The following is a 21597-nucleotide window of genomic DNA, read 5'->3' as shown; positions in this document are numbered from 1 at the left end:
TCTTCCTGCCTTTCCTTTTTCCCCTCCCAGGGAGTGCTCCCATGCATCGTCGTGTCTTTCTCACCTCCCTGCTCGGCGCGTCCGCCGCCGTGGCGGGTCTCAGCGGCTGCGCCGACGGCGAGGCCACCGCCGCCACCCGGGGCGCGGCCACGAAGCCGCTCGCCGGCAAGGTCCCGGCCGGCACCAGCCTGAAGATCGCCTCGTACCAGAACGTGCAGCAGTTGCAGTTCCGGCTGGCGAAGCTCCCCCGGCTGCCGTTCACGGTGTCGAGCTGGGCGAACATCGGGGCGGGCCCGGACGTGATCAACGCCTTCCGCGCCAGGTCCCTGGACGTCGCCAACAACGCGGGCATCCCGCCGATCCAGGCGCACTACCAGGGCTTCGACGCGAAGATCGTCGCCATCGACGTCACCCGCAGGCCCAACTACCTCTTCGCCACCAAGCCGGGCAGCGACATCCGCACGGTGACGGACTTCCGGGGCAAGCGGCTCGCCTTCTCCCAGGGACAGGCCCAGGGGGTCGTGCTGCTGCGGGCGCTGAAGCAGGCGGGCCTGAAGTACGACGACGTGACACTGGTCCCGCTGACCAGCAACCAGTTCCTGACCGCCCTCCAGTCCGGCCAGGTCGACATCGCCCCGCTCGCCAACAGCCAGGCACCGGCGTACCTGAAGCAGTACGGGGACAAGGGCGCCCACGCTGTCAAGACCGATGTCGTCGACCTGCTCAACCTGCTGTGGGCCCCGCAGTCCGTGCTGGACGACCCGGCGAAGGCCGCCGCGATCGCCGCCTACATCCCCCAGTGGGCCAGGGGCCAGGTGTGGCAGTACGAGCACCCGGACGTGTGGAACGAGGAGTTCTTCGTCAAGACGCAGAACCTCAGCCTCGACCAGGCGAAGGCCGTCACCGCCCTCGCCAACAAGCCGCTGTTCCCGCCCAGTTGGGACGAGGCCGTCAAGTGGGAGCAGGAGACCGCCGACCTGCTCGCCGAGGGCGGCTTCGTGAAGAAGTTCGACGTGTCCTCCCTCTTCGACCACCGCTTCGAGTCCATCGCCGCCAAGGCCGTACCAGAGGAGTACCGGAGGTGACCACCGTGACCACGACGACGACCGCGCCGCCGGCGGCAGCGGCCGGGGAACTCCCCCAGGTCCGCAGACGCCGCCGCCTCTCCCCCGGCCGCCGGCTGCCCGCCGCCCGGCTGGCCGGACCGCTGGTGCTGCTCGCCCTGTGGGCCGGCGCCTCGGCCGCCGGGCAGCTCGACCCGGGCGCGGTCCCCGCGCCCTGGACCGTCCTGCGGACCGCCGGCCACCTGTGGACGGACGGCACACTGCCCACCGATGTGCTGACCTCCCTGGAACGGGCCGGCTACGGCTTCGCGATCGGGCTGACCGCCGGGGTGCTGCTCGCCCTCGCCGCCGGCCTCAGCCGGACCGGTGAGGCGCTGATCGACGGCACCGTGCAGCTCAACCGGGCGATCCCCACCCTCGGGCTGATCCCGCTGTTCATCCTCTGGCTGGGCATCGGGGAAACGTTCAAGATCGCCATCATCGCGATAGTCGTCTACGTCCCGATCTATCTGAACACGCACGCCGCGCTGTCCGGCATCGACAGCCGTTTCGTCGAACTCGCCGAGGTGCAGGGCCTGTCACGGCTCGCCTTCGTCCGCCAGGTGGTCGTCCCCGGCGCGCTGCCCGGGTTCTTCGTGGGGCTCCGGCTCGGGGTGACCGGCTCCTGGCTGGGCCTGGTGGTGCTGGAGCAGATCAACGCCACCAACGGGCTCGGCTACCTGATGTTCCAGGCGCAGAACTACGGCCGGACCGACGTCATCCTGGTCGGCCTGCTGATCTACGGCGTCTTCGGCCTCGTCTCCGACAGCGTGGTCCGTCTGATCGAACGGAGGGTGCTGTCGTGGCGCCGCACACTGAGCAACTGACCCGTCCCGCCGTCCGGCTGAGGGGCCTGACCCGGTCGTTCGAGGGCCGTACCGTCCTCGACGGCATCGACCTGGACCTGCCCGCCGGCCAGTTCACGGCCCTGCTCGGGCACAGCGGCTCCGGCAAGTCCACCCTGCTGCGGGCGGTGGCCGGCCTGGACCACGGGGTGGCCGGCAGCGGGCAGCTCACCGCGCCGCAGCGGGTCTCGGTGGTGTTCCAGGACTCCCGGCTGCTGCCCTGGCGGCGGGTGCTGGACAACGTCCTGCTCGGCCTGGACGGCAAGGACGCCGGGGAACGCGGCCGGGCGGCGCTGGCGGAGGTCGGGCTGAAGGGCCGGGAGCGGGCCTGGCCGGCCCAGCTCTCCGGGGGCGAGGCACAGCGTGCCGCGCTCGCCCGCTCCCTGGTCCGCGAGCCCGAACTGCTGCTCGCCGACGAGCCGTTCGGCGCCCTGGACGCGCTCACCCGGATCCGGATGCACCACCTGCTGCGCGAGCTGTGGAAGCGCCACCGGCCCTCCGTGCTGCTCGTCACCCACGACGTCGACGAGGCGATCGTGCTCGCCGACCGGGTCCTCGTCCTGGACGGGGGCCGGATCGGCCTCGACCTGACCATCGACCGTCCCCACCCGCGCTCCTACCGGGAGCCGGTGCTGGGCGAGTACCGCGAGCGGCTGCTGGCCGCCCTCGGTGTCACGGAGGACCACCGGTGACCACCCGACAGCTCCACCTGAACGCGTTCCTGATGAACACCGGCCACCACGAGGCGTCGTGGCGGCTGCCGGAGAGCGACCCGTACGCGCACGTCGACCTCGCCCACTACGTCGGCCTGGCGCGGATCGCCGAACGCGGCACGTTCGACTCCCTCTTCCTCGCCGACGGCCCCCAGCTCTGGAGCAACCTCGCCCAGCGGCCGGCCGGCGCCCTGGAACCGCTCACCCTGCTGACCGCGCTGGCCACGGCCACCGAGCACATCGGACTGATCGCCACCGCCTCCACGTCCTACAACTCCCCCTACAACCTGGCCCGCAGGTTCGCCTCCCTGGACATCATCAGCGGCGGCCGGGCCGGCTGGAACATCGTCACCACCGCCGGCGCGGAGGCCGCCCGCAACTTCGGCCTGGAGCACGAGCCCGCGCACGCCGAGCGGTACGCCCGTGCCGCCGAGTTCCTCGACGTGGCCCTGAAGCTGTGGGACAGCTGGGAGGACGACGCGGTCGTCGCCGACAAGGCCGCCGGTGTCTGGGGCGACGACAACCGCATCCACCCGCCCCGGCACCGGGGGACGTACTTCAGCGTCGCCGGCGCCCTCAACGTCCCGCGCACCCCGCAGGGCTATCCGCTGCTGGTCCAGGCGGGCTCCTCGGAGGACGGCAAGGCGTTCGCCGCCCGGTACGCGGAGGCCGTGTTCACCGCCCAGCAGACCCTCACCGACGCGCAGGCCTTCTACCGCGACCTCAAGGCCCGCACCCGGCGGGCCGGGCGCGACCCGGAGCAGGTCAAGGTGCTGCCGGGGATCGTCCCCGTCCTCGGGTCGACGCAGGCCGAGGCGCGGGCGAACGAGCAGATCCTCGAGGACCACATCGTGTACGACCACGGGGTGGCCCGGCTGGAGAGCCTGCTCCAGCTTGAGCCCGGCACGCTGGAGCTGGACGCCCGGCTGCCCGCGGACCTGCCGCCCGAGTCGGCCGTCGAGGGCGCCAAGAGCCGCTACACGCTCGTCGTGGAGCTGGCCCGGCGCGACCGGCTCACCGTCCGGCAGCTGATCGGCCGGCTCGGCGGCGGGCGCGGGCACCTCACCTTCGCCGGGACGCCCGAGCAGGTCGCCGACCAGATCGGGACCTGGTTCACCGAGGGCGCCGCCGACGGCTTCAACATCATGCCGGCCGTCCTGCCCTCCGGCCTGGAGGCGTTCGTCGAGCACGTCGTGCCGATCCTGCGCGCCCGCGGCCTGCTGCGCACCGCGTACGGCCCCCGGCAGACCCTGCGGGAGCGCTACGGCCTTCCCCGCCCCGCCAATCAGTACGTGACCCCCGCCTCCTCCCCCGCCCCCGCGCTCGTCTGAAAGGACCCGTCATGCCCCTCGAGATCACCAAGGTCACCGCACGCATCGGCGCCCGGGTCACCGGCGTCGACATCACCCGGCCGCTCGCCCCGGAGCAGGTCGACGCCGTCCGCGAGGCCCTGAACGCCCACAAGGCGCTGGTCTTCGACGCCGGGGACCTGGACGACGCGGGCCAGCAGGCCTTCGCCCGCCACTTCGGCGACCTGACCACCGCCCACCCGACGGTCGGGGCCGTGGACGGCGCCCCGAACGTGCTGCCCGTGGACAGCGAACGGGGCCGGGCCAACCACTGGCACACCGACGTGACCTTCGTGCTGAACCCACCGCAGGCCAGCACCCTGCGCTCGATCACCGTTCCGCCGTACGGCGGCGAGACCCTGATCGCCGACGCGGCCGCCGCCTATCGGGACCTGCCCGAGCCGCTGCGCCGTTTCGCCGACACCCTGTGGGCCGAGCACACCAACGACTACGACTACGCGGTGCCGGAGGAGGAGATCGACGAGGAGCGGGCCGCCCAGCGCGCCCGGTTCACCTCCATCAAGTACCGCACCGTCCACCCGGTGGTCCGCGTCCACCCGCTGACCGGTGAGCGCGGGCTGTTCGTCGGCGGGTTCGCGCAGCGGATCGTGGGCCTGTCGGCCGGCGAGTCCCGGAAGATCCTGGAGCTGTTCCAGGCGTACGTCACCCGGCCGGAGAACGTGCTGCGCTGGCGCTGGTCGGAGCGGCAACTGGTCCTCTTCGACAACCGCATCACCCAGCACTACGCCATCGACAACTACGACGGGCAGCCGCGCCGTCTGCACCGGGTGACCGTCGCGGGTGACATCCCGGTCGGCATCGAGGGCAAAGAGAGCTACTCCGTCGAGGGCGACGCCTCGCACTACACACCCGTGGCGGCGTGACGGCCCGTACACGCTGCGTACGGCGGATGTCCGCATAGTGGGCGGCCCCTTCGCGTGAGCGGACGGGCCGCCCAGACTGGCGGGGTTTTTATCCTTGCTTGACCGGGAGAGCCGCGCCCATGCCCAGCAGCACGACCACGCAAGAGCCGCCGGACCAGCGAACGGACGGCTCCCTCTCCCACGGCCTCAAACAGCGCCATCTGTCGATGATCGCCCTCGGCGGGGTCATCGGCGCGGGCCTGTTCGTCGGTTCCGGGGCGGGGATCGCCGCCGCCGGTCCGTCCATCGTGATCGCCTACGCCCTCTCCGGCCTCCTGGTGATGCTGGTGATGCGGATGCTCGGCGAGATGTCGGCCGCGTACCCGTCCTCCGGTTCCTTCTCGGCGCACGCCGAGCGGGCGATCGGCCCGTGGGCGGGCTTCGCGGCGGGCTGGTCGTTCTGGGTGCTGCTGTGCACGGCCGTCGGCCTGGAGGGCATAGGCGCCGCGCACATCGTGCAGGGCTGGGTGCCGGGCACCCCGCAGTGGGCCTGGGTCGCGCTGTTCATGGTGGTGTTCTGCGGGGCGAACCTGGCCGCCGTGAAGAACTTCGGCGAGTTCGAGTTCTGGTTCGCCGCACTGAAGGTCGGCGCGATCAGCCTGTTCCTGATCCTGGGCGTGCTGGCCATCGCGGGGGTACTGCCGGGCACGGACTCCCCCGGCGCCTCGCACCTGTCCGACTTCCTGCCCCACGGCAACGAGGGTCTGCTGGTCGGGCTGCTCGCCTCGGTGTTCGCGTACGGCGGCCTGGAGACGGTCACCATCGCGGCGGCGGAGTCGGAGGACCCGGTGCGGGGCGTGGCCTCCGCCGTCCGCACGGCGATGTGGCGCATCGCCCTGTTCTACATCGGCTCCATGGCGGTCGTCGTCACCCTCGTCCCGTGGGACTCCAAGGAGGTCGTGGAGAAGGGCCCGTACGTGGCCACCCTGGACCACCTGGGCATCCCGGGCGCGGGCCAGCTCATGAACGTGGTCGTCCTGGTCGCCCTGCTGTCCGCGATGAACGCCAACATCTACGGCTCCTCGCGCATCGCCTACTCGCTGGTCGGGCGCGGCCAGGGCCCGAAGGCGCTGGCGCGGCTCTCCGGCGGGGTCCCCCGGATCGCGGTCCTCACCTCCTGCGTCCTCGGCTTCGTCTGTGTGATGCTCAACTACTGGCGTCCGGACGACATCTTCCGCTGGCTGCTGAACATGATCGGGGCGGTCATCCTGGTCGTCTGGATCTTCATCGCGGTCTCCCAGCTACTGCTGCGGCGCCGGATCGAGCGCGAGGCACCGGACAAGCTCGTCGTGCGGATGTGGGCGTTCCCGTGGCTGACCTGGGCGGCGCTGGCCGGCATGGCCGCGATCTTCGTCCTGATGGCCCGGGAGCCGGACACCCGGGTGCAGCTCTACTCGACCGGCACGATGACGCTGGTCCTGGCGGTCGCCGGTTACGCCTGGCAGCGGGTGCGCGCCCGCCGCTGATCCGGCCCCCTCGCGCACGAGGCCCCCACGGACGACACGTGGGGGCCTTTGTGTTGCCCGGACGTTCTTGTTGCTAGCGTGTACCTGCAAGTGACTTGCAATAAGGTTCCGGAGGGGATCACCCATGCCCGTCTACACGCTGCCCGACCTGCCCTACGACTACTCCGCGCTGGCCCCCGTGATCAGCCCCGAGATCATCGAGCTGCACCACGACAAGCACCACGCGGCCTATGTGAAGGGCGCCAACGACACCCTGGAGCAGCTCGCCGAGGCGCGTGAGAAGGAGTCGTGGGGCTCGGTCAACGGCCTGGAGAAGAACCTGGCGTTCCATCTGTCCGGGCACATCCTGCACTCGGTCTACTGGCAGAACATGACCGGCCCCAAGGACGGCGGCGGCGAGCCGCTGGCCGCCGACGGCGTGGGCGAACTGGCCGACGCGATCAAGGAGTCGTTCGGTTCCTTCGCCGCGTTCCGGACACAGCTCTCCAAGGCCGCGGCCACGACCCAGGGCTCGGGCTGGGGCGTGCTCGCCCACGAGCCGCTGAGCGGACGCCTGATCGTGGAGCAGGTCTACGACCACCAGGGCAACGTCGGCCAGGGCTCCGTCCCGATCCTGGTCTTCGACGCCTGGGAGCACGCCTTCTACCTCCAGTACAGGAACCAGAAGGCCGACTTCGTCGAGGCCATGTGGCAGGTCGTGAACTGGCAGGACGTCGCACGCCGCCACGAGGCCGCCCGGTCCCGCGCGGACGTGCTGCTGCTCGCGCCCTGAGCGGCCGCGGATCGTCCCGCCTCGTGATCGTCTTCTCACCCTTCACGGCGGCGGGCGGATGAAGGGAGGGCCCCGGCGAGGACGTGACTCGCGGGGGCCCTCCTGTCGTGCGGGTCAGGCGCAGGGCACGTTCAGCGAGAGCAGCGCGGTCCGGTCACCGTCGACGTGGATCTCGGACACCGCCGCGTTGCGCAGCCGTGGGAACACCCCGCGGTACTCGGCCAGGGGGATGCCCAGCAGGGAGCAGAGCACGAGTCGCAGCAGAGTGTTGTGGGCGACGACCAGGACGCGCCCGCCGGAGTGGGCGGCGGCGATGCGGCGCAGGGCGGCGGTGCCGCGCCCCGCCGCCGCGCGGGGGTCCTCGGCGCCGGGGAACGGGTGCGCCACCGGGTCCCGGCGGAACGCCTCCGCCGCCCGCGGGTCCTCCACCGCGAACTCCGCGAGCGTACGGCCCTCCACCACGCCGAAGTCGCATTCCCTGAGGTCCGGTTCGCGGTGCGGGGTGACGCCCAGGGTCCGGCAGGCGGGCTCGGCGGTGGCGGTCGCCCGGGACAGGGGCGAGGTCCACACGGCGTCCACCGGGTGCGCGGCGGTCCACCGCCCCAGCGCCTCGGCCTGGGCACGCCCGGTGTCGGTGAGGGCCACGTCGCTGACCCCGGCGTACCGGTTCCGGGCGTGCCAGACGGTCTCGCCGTGACGGGAGAGGAGAAGCGTGGTGGACGTCATGGCCGCCAGTATCGCGGGCACTCCGGTACCGCGCCGCCCGGTCGCTACATCCGGGCCCGCGCGTGGTCGGCCACCGGGCGCGGCAGCCAGCCCCGGGCCTCCAGCTCCGCCACCAGCCGCGCGTACGGCTCGGTGAAGCGGCCGGTGCGGCCGGGCCGCGGTTCGACCGTCGTGCCCGCCCGCACCATGCCCTCCGCCGCCTCGGCGAGAGTCGGCGCCGCCCCCGTGCCGTACGCGGCCAGCGCCGCCATGCCCAGCGCCGGTTCGGTGCGGTCCGGCACCCGCACCGGGCGGCCCAGGACGTCGGCGCGAAGCTGGGTCCAGTAGGCGCTGCGGGCACCGCCGCCGGTCAGGGTGAGGGTGCCGTCCAGGGGGGCGCCCAGGTGGTGGAGGTAGTCCAGGCAGAGGCGCTCGGCGAAGGCCACGCCCTGCAGGAGGGCCGCCCACAGGTCGGCTTCCGACTCCGGGTCGCCCAGCAGCAGCGACGTCGCGTGCGGGGCGTGGAAGGGGAAGCGTTCGCCGGGCGAGACGAGGGGGTAGGCGACGGCGCCCGAGGGCTCGAACGCGGCGGCGCGGGCGTCCAGCGCGGCCGGGTCGGCGCCCGGGAAGCGGGCGGTGAGGACGCCCGCGCCGACGCTGGAGGCGCCGCCGGGCAGCCAGGTGCCGTCCGGCCCGCGATGGTTGTAGACCACGCCGGCCGGGTCGGACACGGGCTCCGTGGCGGCGCCCTTGAGCACGAGTGTCGTGCCCAGCACCGAGTTCCACGCGCCCGGGCGCAGCGCCCCGGCGGCGATCTGGGCGGCGCAGCCGTCGGTCATGCCCGCGAGGACGGGCGTGCCGGCGGGGATGCCGGTGGCGTCGGCGGCGGCCGGGCCGACCTCGCCGAGCCGGGTGCCGGGGCGCACGACGGGCGGGAGGGCGCCAGGGGGCAGGCCGGTCAGTTCCGGCCAGGCGTCGCGCCGCAGGTCGTAGGCGGTCTTCAGGGCGTGGCTGGAGTCGCTGGGCACCCGGTGCCCGACCAGCCGGGCCGTGATCACGTCCGGCTGGTGCGCGACCCGGCCGGGTCCGTGCCGGGCGACCAGCCAGCGGGCCTTGGGCAGCGCCCAGGTGTCCTGGACGGCGAGCCCCGCCGACCGCAGCCGCGCGCCCTCGGCCGCGGCCCGCCGGTCGTCGTACATCAGCGCGGGCCCCAGCGGGCGGCCCGCGTCGTCCGTGAGCAGCACGGTCCCGGACGTGCCGCACACCGCGACCCCGGCCACCGGCGTCCGCACCCCGTCGAGCGCCGCCCGGGCGGCCGTGCGGACCGCCTCCCACCACTCCCCGGGGTCCTGCTCGTGCCGTGTCCCCTCCCGGCGGCCCCGCACGAGCGGCGCCGCCCCCTCGCCGAGCACCCGGCCGTCGGCGGTCACGAGCAGGGCCCGTACGCCCTGGGTGCCGAGGTCGATCCCGAGCCACGCCAACGCCATGCCCGCCTCCCGCACTTAGCGACCGGCCGTGTGAACTTCCCATGCTCCTCCGAGATTTCCCCCTGTTTTCCCCGTGCGCAAGGGATTGACGCTCTTCCGTCCCCGTTACACGCTCTGTTGTCGAGCCGACTCGCACGGTTGACCGCCCGACCCCACCGCCCCACCGACGGAGGTCCCGGATGGACAGGCACGTGCACGACCGCCGACGCTTCCTCGCGCTCACCGGCACCCTCGCCGCCGCCCCGCTGGTCTCCGCCTGCGGCACCGGGTTCGGCGGCGGCCGGCAGGACAAGGGCGGCGGTTCGGCCGCGGACGACGTCACCGGGTCCTTCGACTGGAAGCGGGAGAAGGGCACCACCGTGAAGGCGCTGCTGAACAAGCACCCCTACACCGACGCCCTGATCGCCGACCTGAAGTCGTTCACCGAGAAGACCGGCATCCAGGTGACCTACGACGTCTTCCCCGAGGACAACTACTTCGACAAGCTCACCGTCGACCTGTCCAGCGGGCGCGCCTCCTACGACGTGTTCATGCTGGGCGCCTACATGGTGTGGCAGTACGGGCCGCCGGGCTGGCTGGAGGACCTGGGGCCGTGGATGCGCAACTCCTCGGCCACCGCCGCCGAATGGGACCGGACGGACTTCTACCCCAACCTCCTCCGGGCCGGCCAGTGGTCGCTGAGGGCGGGCGAGCCGCTCGGCCGGGGCGGGCAGTACGCGCTGCCGTGGGGCTGGGAGACCAACGTGGTCGCCTACCACACCGGGGTGTTCCGCAAGCTGGGGCTCAGACCGGCCGAGACCTTCGAGGAGCTGCGCGAACTGGCCGGGGTGATCGAACGGAAGGCGCCCGGCGCCGGGTTCGACGGGATGTACGGGATCGCGGTGCGCGGCTCGCGGAGCTGGGCCACCATCCACCCCGGGTTCATGACGATGTACGCCCGCAACGGCCTGCGCGACTTCACCGTCGAGGGCGGCAGGCTCACGCCCGCCATGAACTCCCCCCGGGCCGTCGCCTTCACCGAGGACTGGGCGGACATGGTGCGGCGGGGCGGGCCGCCGTCCTGGACGTCGTACACCTGGTACCAGTGCTCCAGCGACCTCGGGGCGCAGAAGGCCGGGATGCTGTTCGACGCCGACACGGCCGCGTACTTCCAGGCCGTGAAGGGCGCGAGCCCCGCCTCCGGGCGGATCGCCTTCCATCCGGGGCCGAAGGGGCCGGACGGTTCGCTCGCCACCAACATGTGGGTCTGGTCGCTCGGCATGAACGCCAGGAGCCGGCGCAAGAGCGCCGCCTGGCTGCTCCTCCAGTGGGCCACGGGCCGGGAGCACCTCCGCAGGGCCGCCCTCACCGGCCACCACATCGACCCCGTGCGCAGGTCGGTCAGCCAGGACGGCGCCTACAAGGACCGGATGCGGCACCTCCCCGGCTTCCTGGAGACCTTCGAGACGGTCGCCGGCCGGACACGGATCCAGTTCACCCCGCAGGCGCAGTTCTTCGACACCACCACAAGCTGGGCGGCGGCCCTCCAGGAGATCTACGGCGGGAAGGACGCCCGGTCCGTGCTGGACGGGCTGGCCGGCGACCTGAAGGCGAAGGCCGGCTGATGCGCCGGCGCCCGGCGCTGCGGCCGTACCTGCTCGTCCTGCCGGCGCTGCTGCTGACCTGCGGGATCCTCTACCCGTTCGCGCTCGGCCTGTACTACACCCTGTTCGACTTCTCGGCGGCGAAGCCGCAGCCGGACCTGGTGCGGCTGCACAACTACGGGACACTCCTGAGCCAGGACGCCTTCTGGAACTCGGCCTGGGTGACCGTGCTGTACGCGGTCGGCGCGGCCGGTGCGGAGACCGTGCTCGGGGTGGCCGTCGCCCTGCTGCTGCACCGCTCCTCGCCGGTGGGCCGGGTCCTGGAGAAGATCCTGATCCTGCCGTTGATGATCGCGCCGGTGATCGCGGCGATCATCTGGAAGCTGATGCTCCAGCCGTCCGTGGGGGTGGTCAACCACCTGCTGCGGCCGTTCGGTCTGGGCGGGGTGCAGTGGACGGACACGCCGGCGGGCGCGCTGCTGTCGTCGATCGCCGTGGACGTGTGGGTGTACACCCCGTTCGTGGCGGTCCTCGCGCTGGCGGGGCTGCGGTCGCTGCCCGGCTCCCCGTTCGAGGCGGCGGCCGTGGACGGGGCCGGCCGGTGGTACACGCTGCGGCGGCTGACCCTGCCGATGCTGTGGCCGTACGTCCTGGTCGCGGTGATCTTCCGGTTCATGGACTCGCTGAAGGTCTTCGACATCATCTACGCCCTCACCGAGGGCGGCCCCGGCGACTCCACCATGGTGCTCCAGATCCGGGCCTATCTGGAGGCGATCCGGTTCCAGCGGTACTCGTTCGGGATCAGCTACACGATCGTGCTGTGGGCCGTGGTGTACCTGGCGGCGATGGTGCTGGTGCGGCGGCTCGGGCGGATCCAGCGCGGGGCGGCGGAGGTGTCCGGGTGAGAAGACGCCTGCCGGGGTGGCTCGCGGACGCCGCCCTGATCCTCTACTTCCTCTTCGCGCTGTTCCCGGTCGCCTGGATGGTCATCCTCTCCCTGAAACCGGCCGACAAGCTGTTCAGCACCTACTTCTCCTTCACGCCGACCCTGGAGTCCTACCGGACGGTGCTGGGCGACAGCGAGGGCATCCCGTTCACCCGGTTCTTCGTCAACAGCCTGGTGGTGTCGGTGGGTGCGGTCGCGCTGTCGCTGGTGGTCGGGCTGCCGGCCGCGTACGCCTCGGCGCGCTGGCGGTTCAAGGGCTCGGAGAACCTGATGTTCACGCTGCTGTCGTTCCGCTTCGCCCCCGAACTCACCGTCATCATCCCGCTGTTCGTGCTGTACCAGAAGCTGGGCCTGTTCGACACGTACGTCGGCATGGTGTGGGTGCTGCAACTGGTCACCCTGCCGCTGGTGGTGTGGATCATGCGGTCGTACTTCGCCGACCTGACCCCCGAGCTGGAGCAGGCCGCCCTGCTCGACGGGTACACACGCCGGCAGGCGTTCCTGCGGGTCGCCCTGCCGCTGGTCGGGCCGGGGGTCGCCGCCGTGTCGCTGCTGGCGTTCATCTTCGCCTGGAACAACTTCGTCTTCCCGCTGATCCTCACCTCCCACGAGGCCCAGACGGTGACCGTGGGCGCACTGTCCTTCCTCGGCGGCGACCGCCCCCGCTACAACCTCACGGCCGCCGCCGCACTCGTCTCCGTCGTCCCGCCGCTGCTGCTGGCACTGACCATCCAGCGCTACCTGGTGCGCGGGCTGTCGTTCGGGGCGGTCAAGTCATGAGCATCACCCTGCGGGACGTGCACAAGGCGTACGGCCGGACCACCGCCCTGGACGGAGTCCGACTCGACGTACGGGAGGGCGAGTTCTTCTGCCTGCTCGGGCCGTCGGGGGCCGGCAAGACGACCACCCTGAAGACGGTCGCCGGGCTGGAACGGCCGGACGCCGGCACGGTCGAGATCGGCGGCCGGGACATGCGGGACGTGGAGCCGTACGACCGGGGCGTGGCCATGTGCTTCGAGAGCTACGCCCTGTACCCGCACCGGTCCGTGTACGACAACCTGGTCTCGCCGCTGCGCTCCCCGCGTCACCGGCTGCCCGCCGCCGAGGCCCGCGACCGGGTCGGTGCCGTCGCCGAACTGCTCGGCATCAGCGGCCTGCTGGACCGCTCGCCCGGACAGCTCTCCAACGGGCAGCGGCAGCGGGTCGCGCTCGGCCGGGTGCTGGTCCGCCCGGCCCGCGCGTTCCTGCTGGACGAGCCGCTGTCCCACCTCGACGCCAAGCTGCGCCAGCGGATGCGGGCCGAGCTGAAGGCGCTCGGCGCCGTCCGGCGCACCACCACCCTGTACGTCACCCACGACTGGGTGGAGGCGCTGGCGCTGGGCGACCGGATCGGGGTCATCCGCGACGGCCGGATCGTGCAGACCGGCACCCGGGAGGACATCTGGTACCGGCCGTACGACACCGAGGTCGCGCGGGCCTTCGGCCGGCCCCGGATCAACCTGCTGCCCGGGGTGGTCACCGAGGCCGGGGACTTCCGGTCGGCGGACGGGGCGCTGGCCCTGCCGCTGCCGGTGCGGGTCGCGGCCGGCACCGGGGTGCTGGTCGGGGTCCGGCCCCGGGACGTGTCGCTGACCGGCGGCGGGCACCGGATCGCCGGGACCGTGTACGTCACCGAGGTGCTCGGCCGGTCCGTGGAGGTGACCGTGCGGATCGGCGCCCAGCACCTGTCGTTCGTCGCGGCCCGGGGCGACGCGGCCGGACTGCGTCCCGACGACCCGGTCCGTCCGGCCGTCCGGCCTGAGAACCTCCTGGTGTTCGAGGCCGACCGGCCACAGTGCCCAGGACGACGGATAGAGCAGAGATGACCAGCACCGGTGCACAGCAGGGACCCGCGGCCCGGCAGGCCGCCCTGGCCGAACGCGTCCTCGCCGAGGGCTCGGCGTCCGCCGCCGAACTGGCCGAACGGTTCGGGGTGAGCCTGATGACCATCCACCGGGACCTGGACGAACTCGAACGGCAGGGCATCGTACGGAAGTTCCGCGGCGGGGTGACCGCGCAGCCCTCCGGGGTGTTCGAGTCGAACGTGCAGTACCGGCTGAAGACGATGCGCGCGCAGAAGGCCGCGCTCGCCGGGCACGCCCTGGAACACATCGAGCCCGGGATGGCGATCCTGCTCGACGACTCCACCACCACCCTGGAGATAGCCCGCCGGCTGCGGTCCGGCGAGATCACCCCGCTGACCGTCGTCACCAACTTCCTGGAGGCCGTCAACCTGCTCGCCGGCCGGCGGGGCATCCACCTGGTGGTGCTCGGCGGCGACTACGACCGGCTGCACTCCTCCTTCCTCGGGGTGTCCTGCGTGGACGCGGTCGGGCAACTGCGCGTCGACGTCGGGTTCGTGTCCACCTCCGGTGTGCACGGCGGCCACGCCTACCACCAGGAGCAGCACATCGTCTCCGTGAAGCGGGCCATGCTCGACTCGGCCGCCCGGACCCTGCTGCTGGCCGACCACACCAAGCTGGGCCGGGTCGCCCTGCACCGGGTCGCCCCGCTCTCCCGCTTCGACCTGCTGCTGGTCGACGACGGCGCCGGTCCCGAGGGCACTGCGCGACGACCTGGACGAGCACCACGTGCGCTACGAGGTGTGCGCCACCGGCACGAAGGAGGGCGATGACCGCGCTGGAGTTACGTGAGCTGCGCAAGACCTACCGGCCGCGGGGCCGCCCGCCGGTGGAGGCGGTCCGCGGCATCGGGCTGCGCCTCGGCTCCGGGGAACTGCTCGGCCTGCTGGGCCCGTCGGGCTGCGGGAAGTCCACGACCCTGCGGATGATCGCGGGCCTGGAACCGGTGACCGGCGGCGACATCCTGGTCGGCGGCACCTCCGTGACGGACCGGCCGGCCCGGCGGCGGAACATCGGGGTCGCCTTCGAGAACTACGCCCTGTATCCGCCGCTCACCGTCGCGGAGAACCTGGCGTTCGGACTGCGGGCCCGCCGCGGGAACGACCGGGACGCCGTGCGGCGCCGGGTCGCCCGGATCGCCGAGCGGGTCGGCCTCACCGACGTCCTCGACGCCCGCCCGGCCGGCCTGTCCAGCGGGCAGAAACAGCGCGTGTCGCTGGCCCGCGCCCTGATCCGGGAACCGGACGTCCTCCTGCTGGACGAGCCGCTGTCCCACCTGGACGCGGCGCAGCGCGACACCACCCGCCGCGAACTCAAGCGCATCCAGCGCGATCTGGGCCACACCACCATCCTCGTCACCCACGACCAGGAGGAGGCGATGTCCCTGGCCGACCGGATCGCCGTCATGCGGGACGGCGTCATCCAGCAGGCCGGCACCCCGTACGAGATCTACGACCGCCCCGCCACCACGTTCGTGGCGGACTTCGTCGGCGAGCCCGCGATCAACCTGCTGCCCGGCATCGCCGGCGCCGACGGCCACGCCCGGCTGTCTGCCGGGGTGCGCGTCCCGCTGCCGGTGTCCGTGCCGGCGGGCCGGCCGGTCGTGGTCGGCATCCGCCCCGAGGACCTCGCCCTGACCGGCGCCGACGGCATCCCCGCCCGGGTCGTCGCCCACGAACCCCTGCTGGAGTCCGGCATCGCCACCCTCGCCCTCGCCGGGGTGGAACGGCGCCTGGTCGTCCTCACCGGACCCGGGGTGCGCCTCGCCCACGACGAACAGGTCCGGGTGGCGGCCGGACTCGTCCATGTCTTCGACGCCGAGACGGGAGACTCCCTGCGATGACCTCCGGTGCTGTACGCGTGGTGGCCGCCGGCGACCACTTCGTCCTGCCGTCCCTGATCACCCGCGCCCTGGCGGAGGCGACCGACTGCGAGACGCGGGAGCTGACGCTCGGCTGGCCGCTGGAACCGTTCGGGCCGGTCGCCGAGGTGAGCGAGGCCAGCGACGCCGAGGAGGAGCTGATCGGCGCGCTCGCCGGCGCGCAGGTCCTGGTCACCCAGATGGGACCGGTCACCGAACGGGTCCTGGAGGCCTGCCCGGCGCTGCGGCTGGTCGTCGTCTGCCGCGGCGGACCGGTGAACGTCAACCTGGACGCGGCCCGGCGATGCGGCGTGCGGGTGTGCTTCGCGCCCGGCCGCAACGCCGCCGCCACCGCCGAGTTCACCGTCGGCCTGCTGCTCGCCGCCCTGCGCCGCATCCCGCAGGCCCACGACCTGCTGGCCCGGCAGGGAAGCTGGGCCGGCGCGACGTACTACACCTACGAGCACAGCGGCCTGGAGCTGGAGGACCTGCCCGTCGGGCTCGTCGGCTACGGCGCGGTCGGCAGCCGGGTCGCCCGGGTGCTGTGCGCGTTCGGGGCGCGGGTGATGGTGTACGACCCGTACGTGCGCGGCGAGGTGCACGGGCTGCGCATGCCGTCCCTGGACGAGCTGCTGCGCCGCTCGGCCGTGATCAGCCTGCACGCCCGGCTCACCGAGGAGACCCGCGGTCTGATCGGCGCCCGCGAGCTGGCGCTGCTGCCGCCGGGCGCGGTGGTGGTCAACGCGGCGAGGGGACCGCTGCTGGACGAGGACGCGCTGTGCGACGCGCTCGGGGAGGGGCGGCTGTCGGCGGCGGCCCTGGACACCTACGCCCGCGAACCGCTTCCGCCGGACTCGCGGCTGCGCCCGCTCGCCGGCCGGGTCGTGCTCACCCCGCATCTGGGCGGGGCGAGCCGGGCGGTGGCGGAGAAGGCCGCGCGGATCGCGGCGGCCGAGGTGGGCCGCTGGGTGCGCGGGGAGCCGCTCGCGCACTGCCTGACCTGAACGGGCCCGGTGACGAGGGCCGACCACAGCCGTGAGGGGTGAGGGGTGTCATGTTCGTCGGGATCGATGTGGGCACGTCCCTGGTGAAGGCCGCGGCCTTCGACCGTTCGGGCCGCGTGCTGGCCGTGGAGGCCCGCCCGGTGGGACTCGACCTGTGCGGCGGGGCGGTAGAACAGGACGCGGGCGAGGTGTACGCGGCCGTCACCGCGGTGCTGGAGGCGCTGACCGCGCGGGTGCCGGAACCCGTGGAGCTGGCCGGGCTGACCGGGCAGGGCGACGGGGTGTGGCTGGTGGACGCGGCGGGACTGCCGGTGCGGCCGGCGATCTCCTGGATGGACGGCCGGGCGCACGGGCTGGTGGACCGCTGGCTGGCGGACGGCACCGTCGAGGCCGTCTTCCGGCGCACCGGCGGCGCGCTGTTCCCGGGCAGCCCCGGTCCGCTGCTGGCCTGGCTGGACCGGCACGAGCCGGCCTGTCTGGACCGGGCCGCGGCGGCCGTGTGCTGCAAGGACATGGTCTTCCAGCGGCTGACCGGCGCCGGGCGGGCGGTGACGGACGTGTCCGACGCGTCGATGCCGTTCCTGGACCCGCGCACCCGGTCCTACGACGACGGGGTGCTGGAGCTGCTGGGCCTGGCCCGCCGGCGGCGGCTGCTGCCCGCGATCGGCGACCCGGCCGCCACCGGCGAGGCGGGCGGCGAGGGGCTGCCCGCCGGGACCCCGCTGGCGAACGGGCCGTACGACCTGGCCGCCTGCGCGCTCGGCGCGGGCGTCACCGCGCCCGGCGACGGGCTGCTGATCGTCGGCACCTGTCTGGCGAGCCTGGTCGTCACCACCGGGCTGGACCTCGGCGGCGAACCGGCCGGCCTGTACATCTCCACCGACCGGCCGGGCCACCGGCTGCGCGCGATGCCCGCGATGGTCGGCACGGCGGCCCTGGACTGGGTGCTGGCCACGACGGGTGCCCGGCACCAGGAGCTGGACGCCCTGCTCGCCGGGGCCCCGCCCGGCTCCTCCGGGGTGCGCGTGCTGCCGTACTTCGCGCCCTCCGGCGAGCGGGCGCCGTTCGTGGAGCCGGGGCTGCGGGCCGACCTGCTCGGGGTGTCCCTGGAGACGCGCCCCGCCGACCTGGTCCGGGCCACCTGTGAGGGCATCGGCTACGCGGCCCGGCACTGCCTGGCGGCGGCGGGGCTGACCGGGACGCTCGCGGTGTGCGGCGGCGGCACCCGCAGCGCGGCCTGGACGCGGCTGCTGGCCGACGTGCTGGGCCGGCCGCTGCGGGTGGTGGAGGGCGAGGTGGGCGCGCGGGGCGCGGTGCTGGCGGCGGCCGGGCGGTACGGCGTGGAGCTGGACGCCGGGGCGTGGACGCGGCCCACCCGGCTGGTCGACCCGGACCCGGACCGGGCGGCGTACTACGCGCGGGGGTACGCGGAGCATCTGGAGCTGCTGGCCGGGGCGCGGGAACGGGCCCGGCCGGGGACCGGGCCCGTCACAGGCGTCACAGGTTGCTGAAGTCGGGGCCCTTGGTGCGGCTGCGCTTGATCTCGTAGAAGCCCGGCACGGAGGCCACGGCGAGCGTGCCGTCCCACAGGCGGGCCGCCTCCTCGCCCTGCGGGGCGGGGGTGACGACCGGGCCGAAGAAGGCGATCTGCTCGCCGTCGGGGCCCGGGACCGCGATGACCGGGGTGCCGACGTCCTGGCCGACCTTCTCGATGCCCTCCTTGTGGGAGGCGCGCAGCTCGGCGTCGAACTCGAAGTCGTCCTGGCCGGCGTGGTCGATCAGGTCGGCGGGCAGGCCGACGTCGGCGAGCGCGCCGGCGATCGCCTCCAGGGTCGGGCCCTCGCCGTTGTTGTGGATGCGGGTGCCGAGCGCGGTGTAGAGCGGGCCGAGAACGTCGGCGCCGTGCTTCTGCCAGGCCGCGGTCACCACGCGCACCGGCGGCCACGCCTTGGTCTCCAACAGTTCGCGGTACTCCTCGGGCAGCTCGTCGAGCCTGTCCTCGTTGAGCACGGCGAGACTCATGAGGTGCCAGCGGACCTCGATGTCGCGGACCTTCTCCACCTCGAGCACCCACCGGGAGGTCATCCACGCCCACGGGCACAGGGGGTCGAACCAGAAGTCGACGGGGGTCTTGCCGGACGGGGTGGCGGTCTTCGACACGGAGGGCTCCTCAGGACGAACGTCGTTTGCCTCGACAACGAGGTCACCGCCCGTCGCATTCCCCGCTGTCCGCCGTCAGGAGCGCATGGCAGGATCGGTCCCGTTCCGCCACCTTCACGCGATCACAAGGGAGTGCCGTCCGTGCCCGGTGAGAATCTGTCCCGCGACGAGGCCCGGGAGCGGGCCGCCCTGCTGTCCGTCGACGGGTACGAGGTGTTCCTCGACATCCGGTCCGCCGTCGGTGACGGCGGCGACGAGCCGCGCACGTTCCGCTCGGTGACCACCGTCCGCTTCCGCTGCGCCGAGCCGGGCGCGGCCGGCTTCGCCGACCTGATCGCGCCGGCCGTGACGTCCGTCTCGCTCAACGGCCGGGACCTGGACCCGGGCGAGGTCTTCGACGGCTCCCGGATCCTGCTGGAGGACCTGGCCGCGGAGAACGAGCTGGTGGTGGACGCCCGCTGCGCCTACTCGCGCACCGGTGAGGGCCTGCACCGCTTCGTCGACCCGGAGGACGGCGAGGTCTACCTGTACACCCAGTACGAGCCGGCCGACGCCCGCCGGGTGTTCGCGAACTTCGAGCAGCCGGACCTGAAGGCGCCGTACCGCTTCGAGGTGCGGGCGCCCGAGGGCTGGACGGTGTGGAGCAACGGCGCCGGTGAACTCGCCGACGGGGTGTGGCGGTTCGCGGAGACCAAGCCGATCTCGACGTACATCACGTGCGTGGTGGCGGGCCCGTACCACTATGTGACGGACTCCTACACGCGCACCCTCGAGGACGGCACGAAGCTGGAGATCGCGCTCGGCGCGATGTGCCGCAAGGGTCTGGCGCCGCACTTCGACGCGGACGACGTCTTCCTGGTGACCAAGCAGGGCCTGGACTTCTTCCACGACCACTTCGACTTCCCGTACCCGTTCGGCAAGTACGACCAGGCGTTCGTGCCGGAGTACAACCTGGGCGCGATGGAGAACCCGGGCCTGGTGACCTTCCGGGAGGAGTACATCTTCCGCGGGAAGGTGACGCAGGCGTCGTACGAGGCGCGGGCCAACGTCATCCTGCACGAGATGGCGCACATGTGGTTCGGCGACCTGGTCACCATGGTGTGGTGGGACGACCTGTGGCTGAAGGAGTCCTTCGCGGACTTCATGGGCACCTTCGCGAACGTCGGCGCGACCCGCTTCCGGGACGCCTGGGTCACCTTCGCCAACCGCCGCAAGGCCTGGGCGTACCGGGCGGACCAACTGCCGTCCACGCACCCGGTCACGGCGGACATCCGGGACCTGCAGGACGCCAAGCTGAACTTCGACGGCATCACCTACGCCAAGGGTGCCTCGGTGCTGAAGCAGCTCGTGGCCTACGTCGGCCAGGACGCGTTCCTGGAGGGTGCCCGGCGCTACTTCAAGCGCAACGCCTACGGGAACACGCGCCTGGGCGACCTGCTGTCGGTGCTGGCCGAGACCAGCGGCCGGGACATGTCGGGCTGGGCGCGGTCCTGGCTCCAGACGGCCGGGGTGAACGCGCTGACCCCGCAGGTGCTGCTGGACACCGAGGGCGGCCGGATCGCCGAGCTGGCGGTGGTGCAGGAGGCGGCCGAGTCGCATCCCGAACTGCGTCCGCACCGGGTCGCGGTGGGTCTGTACCGCGGCACGCCGGACGGCGCGCTGGAGCGGTACGCGCGCGTGGAGACGGACGTGCAGGGCCCGCGGACGGTCGTGGCGGAGCTGGCGGGCGAGCAGGCGCCGGAGCTGGTGCTCGTCAACGACGACGACCTCACCTACTGCAAGATCCGCTTCGACGAGACCTCGCTGGCGACCCTGCGGGCCCGGCTGGGGGCGCTCACCGACCCGCTCGCCCGCGCCCTGTGCTGGTCGGCACTGTGGAACCTGACCCGGGACGGACTGCTGCCCGCACGGGACTTCATCGCTCTGGTGCTGCGCTTCGCGGGCCGCGAGTCCGACATCGGTGTGCTCCAGATGCTGCACGCCTGGGCGGACTCGGCGCTGGTGCACTACGCGGCACCGGCGTGGCGGGAGACCGGCGGCCGGCTGCTGGCGGAGGGCGCGCTGCGGGAGCTGCGGGCGGCCGGGCCGGGCAGTGAGCAGCAGCTCGCCTGGGCGCGGTTCTTCGCGGCCGTGGCGACTTCCGAGGGTGACCTCGGCCTGCTGCGGGAGCTGCTGGACGGCACCACCGGGATCGACGGGCTGGCCGTCGACCAGGAGCTGCGCTGGGTGTTCCTGGAGCCGCTGGCGGCGCACGGGGTGGCCGGCGAGCGCGAGCTGGCGGCCGAACTGGCCCGGGACGACACGGCGTCCGGCAAGCGGCACCAGGTGCGCTGCCTGGCCGCCCGTCCGTCGGCGGCGGTCAAGGCGCAGGCGTGGGCGCAGGTGGTGGAGTCCGAGGCACTGTCGAACGCGCATGTGGAGGCGACGATCGCGGGCTTCGCCCGGCCGTCGCAGCGGGAGCTGACCGCGCCGTACGCGCAGTTGTACTTCGCGGCGATCGAGCGGGTGTGGCGGGAGCGGTCGATCCAGATCGGCATGGACGTGGTGCGGGGCCTGTTCCCGGCGTACCAGGACCGCCCGGAGACGCTGGAGGCGACGGACGCGTGGCTGCGGGAGCACGCGGACGCGGCACCGGCGCTGCGCCGGCTGGTGCTGGAGGCGCGGGACGACCTGGCGCGTGCACTGCGGGCACAGGAGTGCGACGCGGCGGCGGCCGGCCACTGATCCTTGGCCTGAGCCTGCCCGGTGGGTGACCGTTACGAAATCCGGTCAGACCTCA

18 protein-coding genes and 1 pseudogene are annotated in these 21597 nt (G+C 73.0%); 16 read left to right on the top strand and 3 right to left on the bottom strand.

Features of this window, described 5'->3' with window-relative positions:
* Positions 1 to 41: 41 nt before the first annotated feature.
* From D9753_RS23540 to D9753_RS23510, 7 genes are all read left to right on the top strand, one after another.
* Positions 42 to 1085 (top strand): ABC transporter substrate-binding protein, encoded by a 1044-nt coding sequence (locus D9753_RS23540; protein ID WP_121788798.1) that lies wholly within the window; start codon positions 42 to 44, stop codon positions 1083 to 1085.
* 5 nt (positions 1086 to 1090) lie between these two features.
* Positions 1091 to 1930 carry an ABC transporter permease gene (locus D9753_RS23535; RefSeq protein ID WP_394346813.1) on the top strand — a complete coding sequence of 280 codons (840 nt, stop codon included), beginning with the start codon at positions 1091 to 1093 and terminating at the stop codon, positions 1928 to 1930.
* Positions 1906 to 2640, top strand: coding sequence for an ABC transporter ATP-binding protein (locus D9753_RS23530; protein WP_121788796.1), 735 nt, complete (start codon positions 1906 to 1908; stop codon positions 2638 to 2640). Before D9753_RS23535 ends, D9753_RS23530 begins: the two co-directional genes overlap by 25 nt.
* Positions 2637 to 3992: an LLM class flavin-dependent oxidoreductase gene (locus D9753_RS23525; RefSeq protein ID WP_121788795.1), complete on the top strand. Its 1356-nt coding sequence runs from the start codon at positions 2637 to 2639 to the stop codon at positions 3990 to 3992. Before D9753_RS23530 ends, D9753_RS23525 begins: the two co-directional genes overlap by 4 nt.
* A gap of 11 nt (positions 3993 to 4003) precedes the next feature.
* Positions 4004 to 4894 (top strand): TauD/TfdA dioxygenase family protein, encoded by an 891-nt coding sequence (locus D9753_RS23520; protein WP_121788794.1) that lies wholly within the window; start codon positions 4004 to 4006, stop codon positions 4892 to 4894.
* Positions 4895 to 5013: 119 nt separating this feature from the next.
* Positions 5014 to 6399 carry an amino acid permease gene (locus D9753_RS23515; protein WP_121788793.1) on the top strand — a complete coding sequence of 462 codons (1386 nt, stop codon included), beginning with the start codon at positions 5014 to 5016 and terminating at the stop codon, positions 6397 to 6399.
* A gap of 124 nt (positions 6400 to 6523) precedes the next feature.
* On the top strand, positions 6524 to 7171 hold the full coding sequence (locus tag D9753_RS23510; RefSeq protein WP_121788792.1) for a superoxide dismutase: 648 nt from the start codon (positions 6524 to 6526) through the stop codon (positions 7169 to 7171).
* A gap of 114 nt (positions 7172 to 7285) precedes the next feature.
* Here D9753_RS23510 and D9753_RS23505 read toward each other — a convergent pair whose 3' ends face one another.
* Together D9753_RS23505 and D9753_RS23500 are read right to left on the bottom strand one after the other, a co-directional pair.
* Positions 7286 to 7897 carry a histidine phosphatase family protein gene (locus tag D9753_RS23505; RefSeq protein WP_121788791.1) on the bottom strand — a complete coding sequence of 204 codons (612 nt, stop codon included), beginning with the start codon at positions 7895 to 7897 and terminating at the stop codon, positions 7286 to 7288.
* 44 nt (positions 7898 to 7941) lie between these two features.
* Positions 7942 to 9363 carry an FGGY-family carbohydrate kinase gene (locus tag D9753_RS23500; RefSeq protein ID WP_121788790.1) on the bottom strand — a complete coding sequence of 474 codons (1422 nt, stop codon included), beginning with the start codon at positions 9361 to 9363 and terminating at the stop codon, positions 7942 to 7944.
* A 179-nt stretch (positions 9364 to 9542) separates the two neighbouring features.
* On the opposite strand from D9753_RS23500, the gene D9753_RS23495 reads away from it, so the two are divergent.
* The 8 genes and pseudogenes from D9753_RS23495 (at position 9543) to D9753_RS23460 (ending at position 18169) form a co-directional block, all read left to right on the top strand.
* The gene (locus tag D9753_RS23495; protein ID WP_121788789.1) at positions 9543 to 10967 is read left to right on the top strand and encodes an ABC transporter substrate-binding protein; all 1425 of its coding nucleotides are present in this window, start codon (positions 9543 to 9545) and stop codon (positions 10965 to 10967) included.
* Entirely contained in the window at positions 10967 to 11851 is an 885-nt protein-coding gene (locus tag D9753_RS23490) for a carbohydrate ABC transporter permease (protein WP_121788788.1), read from the top strand. The genes D9753_RS23495 and D9753_RS23490 overlap by 1 nt, the downstream gene beginning before the upstream one ends.
* Positions 11848 to 12672, top strand: coding sequence for a carbohydrate ABC transporter permease (locus D9753_RS23485; RefSeq protein WP_121788787.1), 825 nt, complete (start codon positions 11848 to 11850; stop codon positions 12670 to 12672). Before D9753_RS23490 ends, D9753_RS23485 begins: the two co-directional genes overlap by 4 nt.
* A complete protein-coding gene (locus tag D9753_RS23480) occupies positions 12669 to 13757 on the top strand; it encodes an ABC transporter ATP-binding protein (protein ID WP_121788786.1) in 1089 nt (362 codons plus the stop codon). The genes D9753_RS23485 and D9753_RS23480 overlap by 4 nt, the downstream gene beginning before the upstream one ends.
* A pseudogene (locus D9753_RS23475) lies at positions 13754 to 14585 on the top strand (DeoR/GlpR family DNA-binding transcription regulator). The gene D9753_RS23480 and the pseudogene D9753_RS23475 overlap by 4 nt, the downstream one beginning before the upstream one ends.
* Entirely contained in the window at positions 14563 to 15636 is a 1074-nt protein-coding gene (locus tag D9753_RS23470) for an ABC transporter ATP-binding protein (protein WP_121788785.1), read from the top strand. Before D9753_RS23475 ends, D9753_RS23470 begins: the two are co-directional and overlap by 23 nt.
* Complete coding sequence (locus D9753_RS23465) at positions 15633 to 16658, top strand: 2-hydroxyacid dehydrogenase (RefSeq protein WP_121788784.1); 1026 nt, start codon at positions 15633 to 15635, stop codon at positions 16656 to 16658. Before D9753_RS23470 ends, D9753_RS23465 begins: the two co-directional genes overlap by 4 nt.
* Before the next feature lie 50 nt (positions 16659 to 16708).
* A complete protein-coding gene (locus D9753_RS23460) occupies positions 16709 to 18169 on the top strand; it encodes an FGGY-family carbohydrate kinase (RefSeq protein ID WP_121788783.1) in 1461 nt (486 codons plus the stop codon).
* On the opposite strand, the gene D9753_RS23455 is transcribed toward D9753_RS23460, so the two are convergent.
* Complete coding sequence (locus D9753_RS23455) at positions 18156 to 18818, bottom strand: mycothiol-dependent nitroreductase Rv2466c family protein (RefSeq protein WP_121788782.1); 663 nt, start codon at positions 18816 to 18818, stop codon at positions 18156 to 18158. The two genes, D9753_RS23460 and D9753_RS23455, sit on opposite strands and share 14 nt — an antisense overlap.
* A 141-nt stretch (positions 18819 to 18959) precedes the next feature.
* Between D9753_RS23455 and pepN the strand changes: the two genes are divergently transcribed.
* The gene (pepN, locus tag D9753_RS23450) at positions 18960 to 21542 is read left to right on the top strand and encodes an aminopeptidase N (protein WP_121788781.1); all 2583 of its coding nucleotides are present in this window, start codon (positions 18960 to 18962) and stop codon (positions 21540 to 21542) included.
* Positions 21543 to 21597: the final 55 nt, after the last annotated feature.

This window comes from Streptomyces dangxiongensis, from assembly GCF_003675325.1.
Classification (GTDB): Bacteria; Actinomycetota; Actinomycetes; order Streptomycetales; family Streptomycetaceae; genus Streptomyces; species Streptomyces dangxiongensis.
This window is presented reverse-complemented; position numbering and strand designations above follow the sequence as displayed.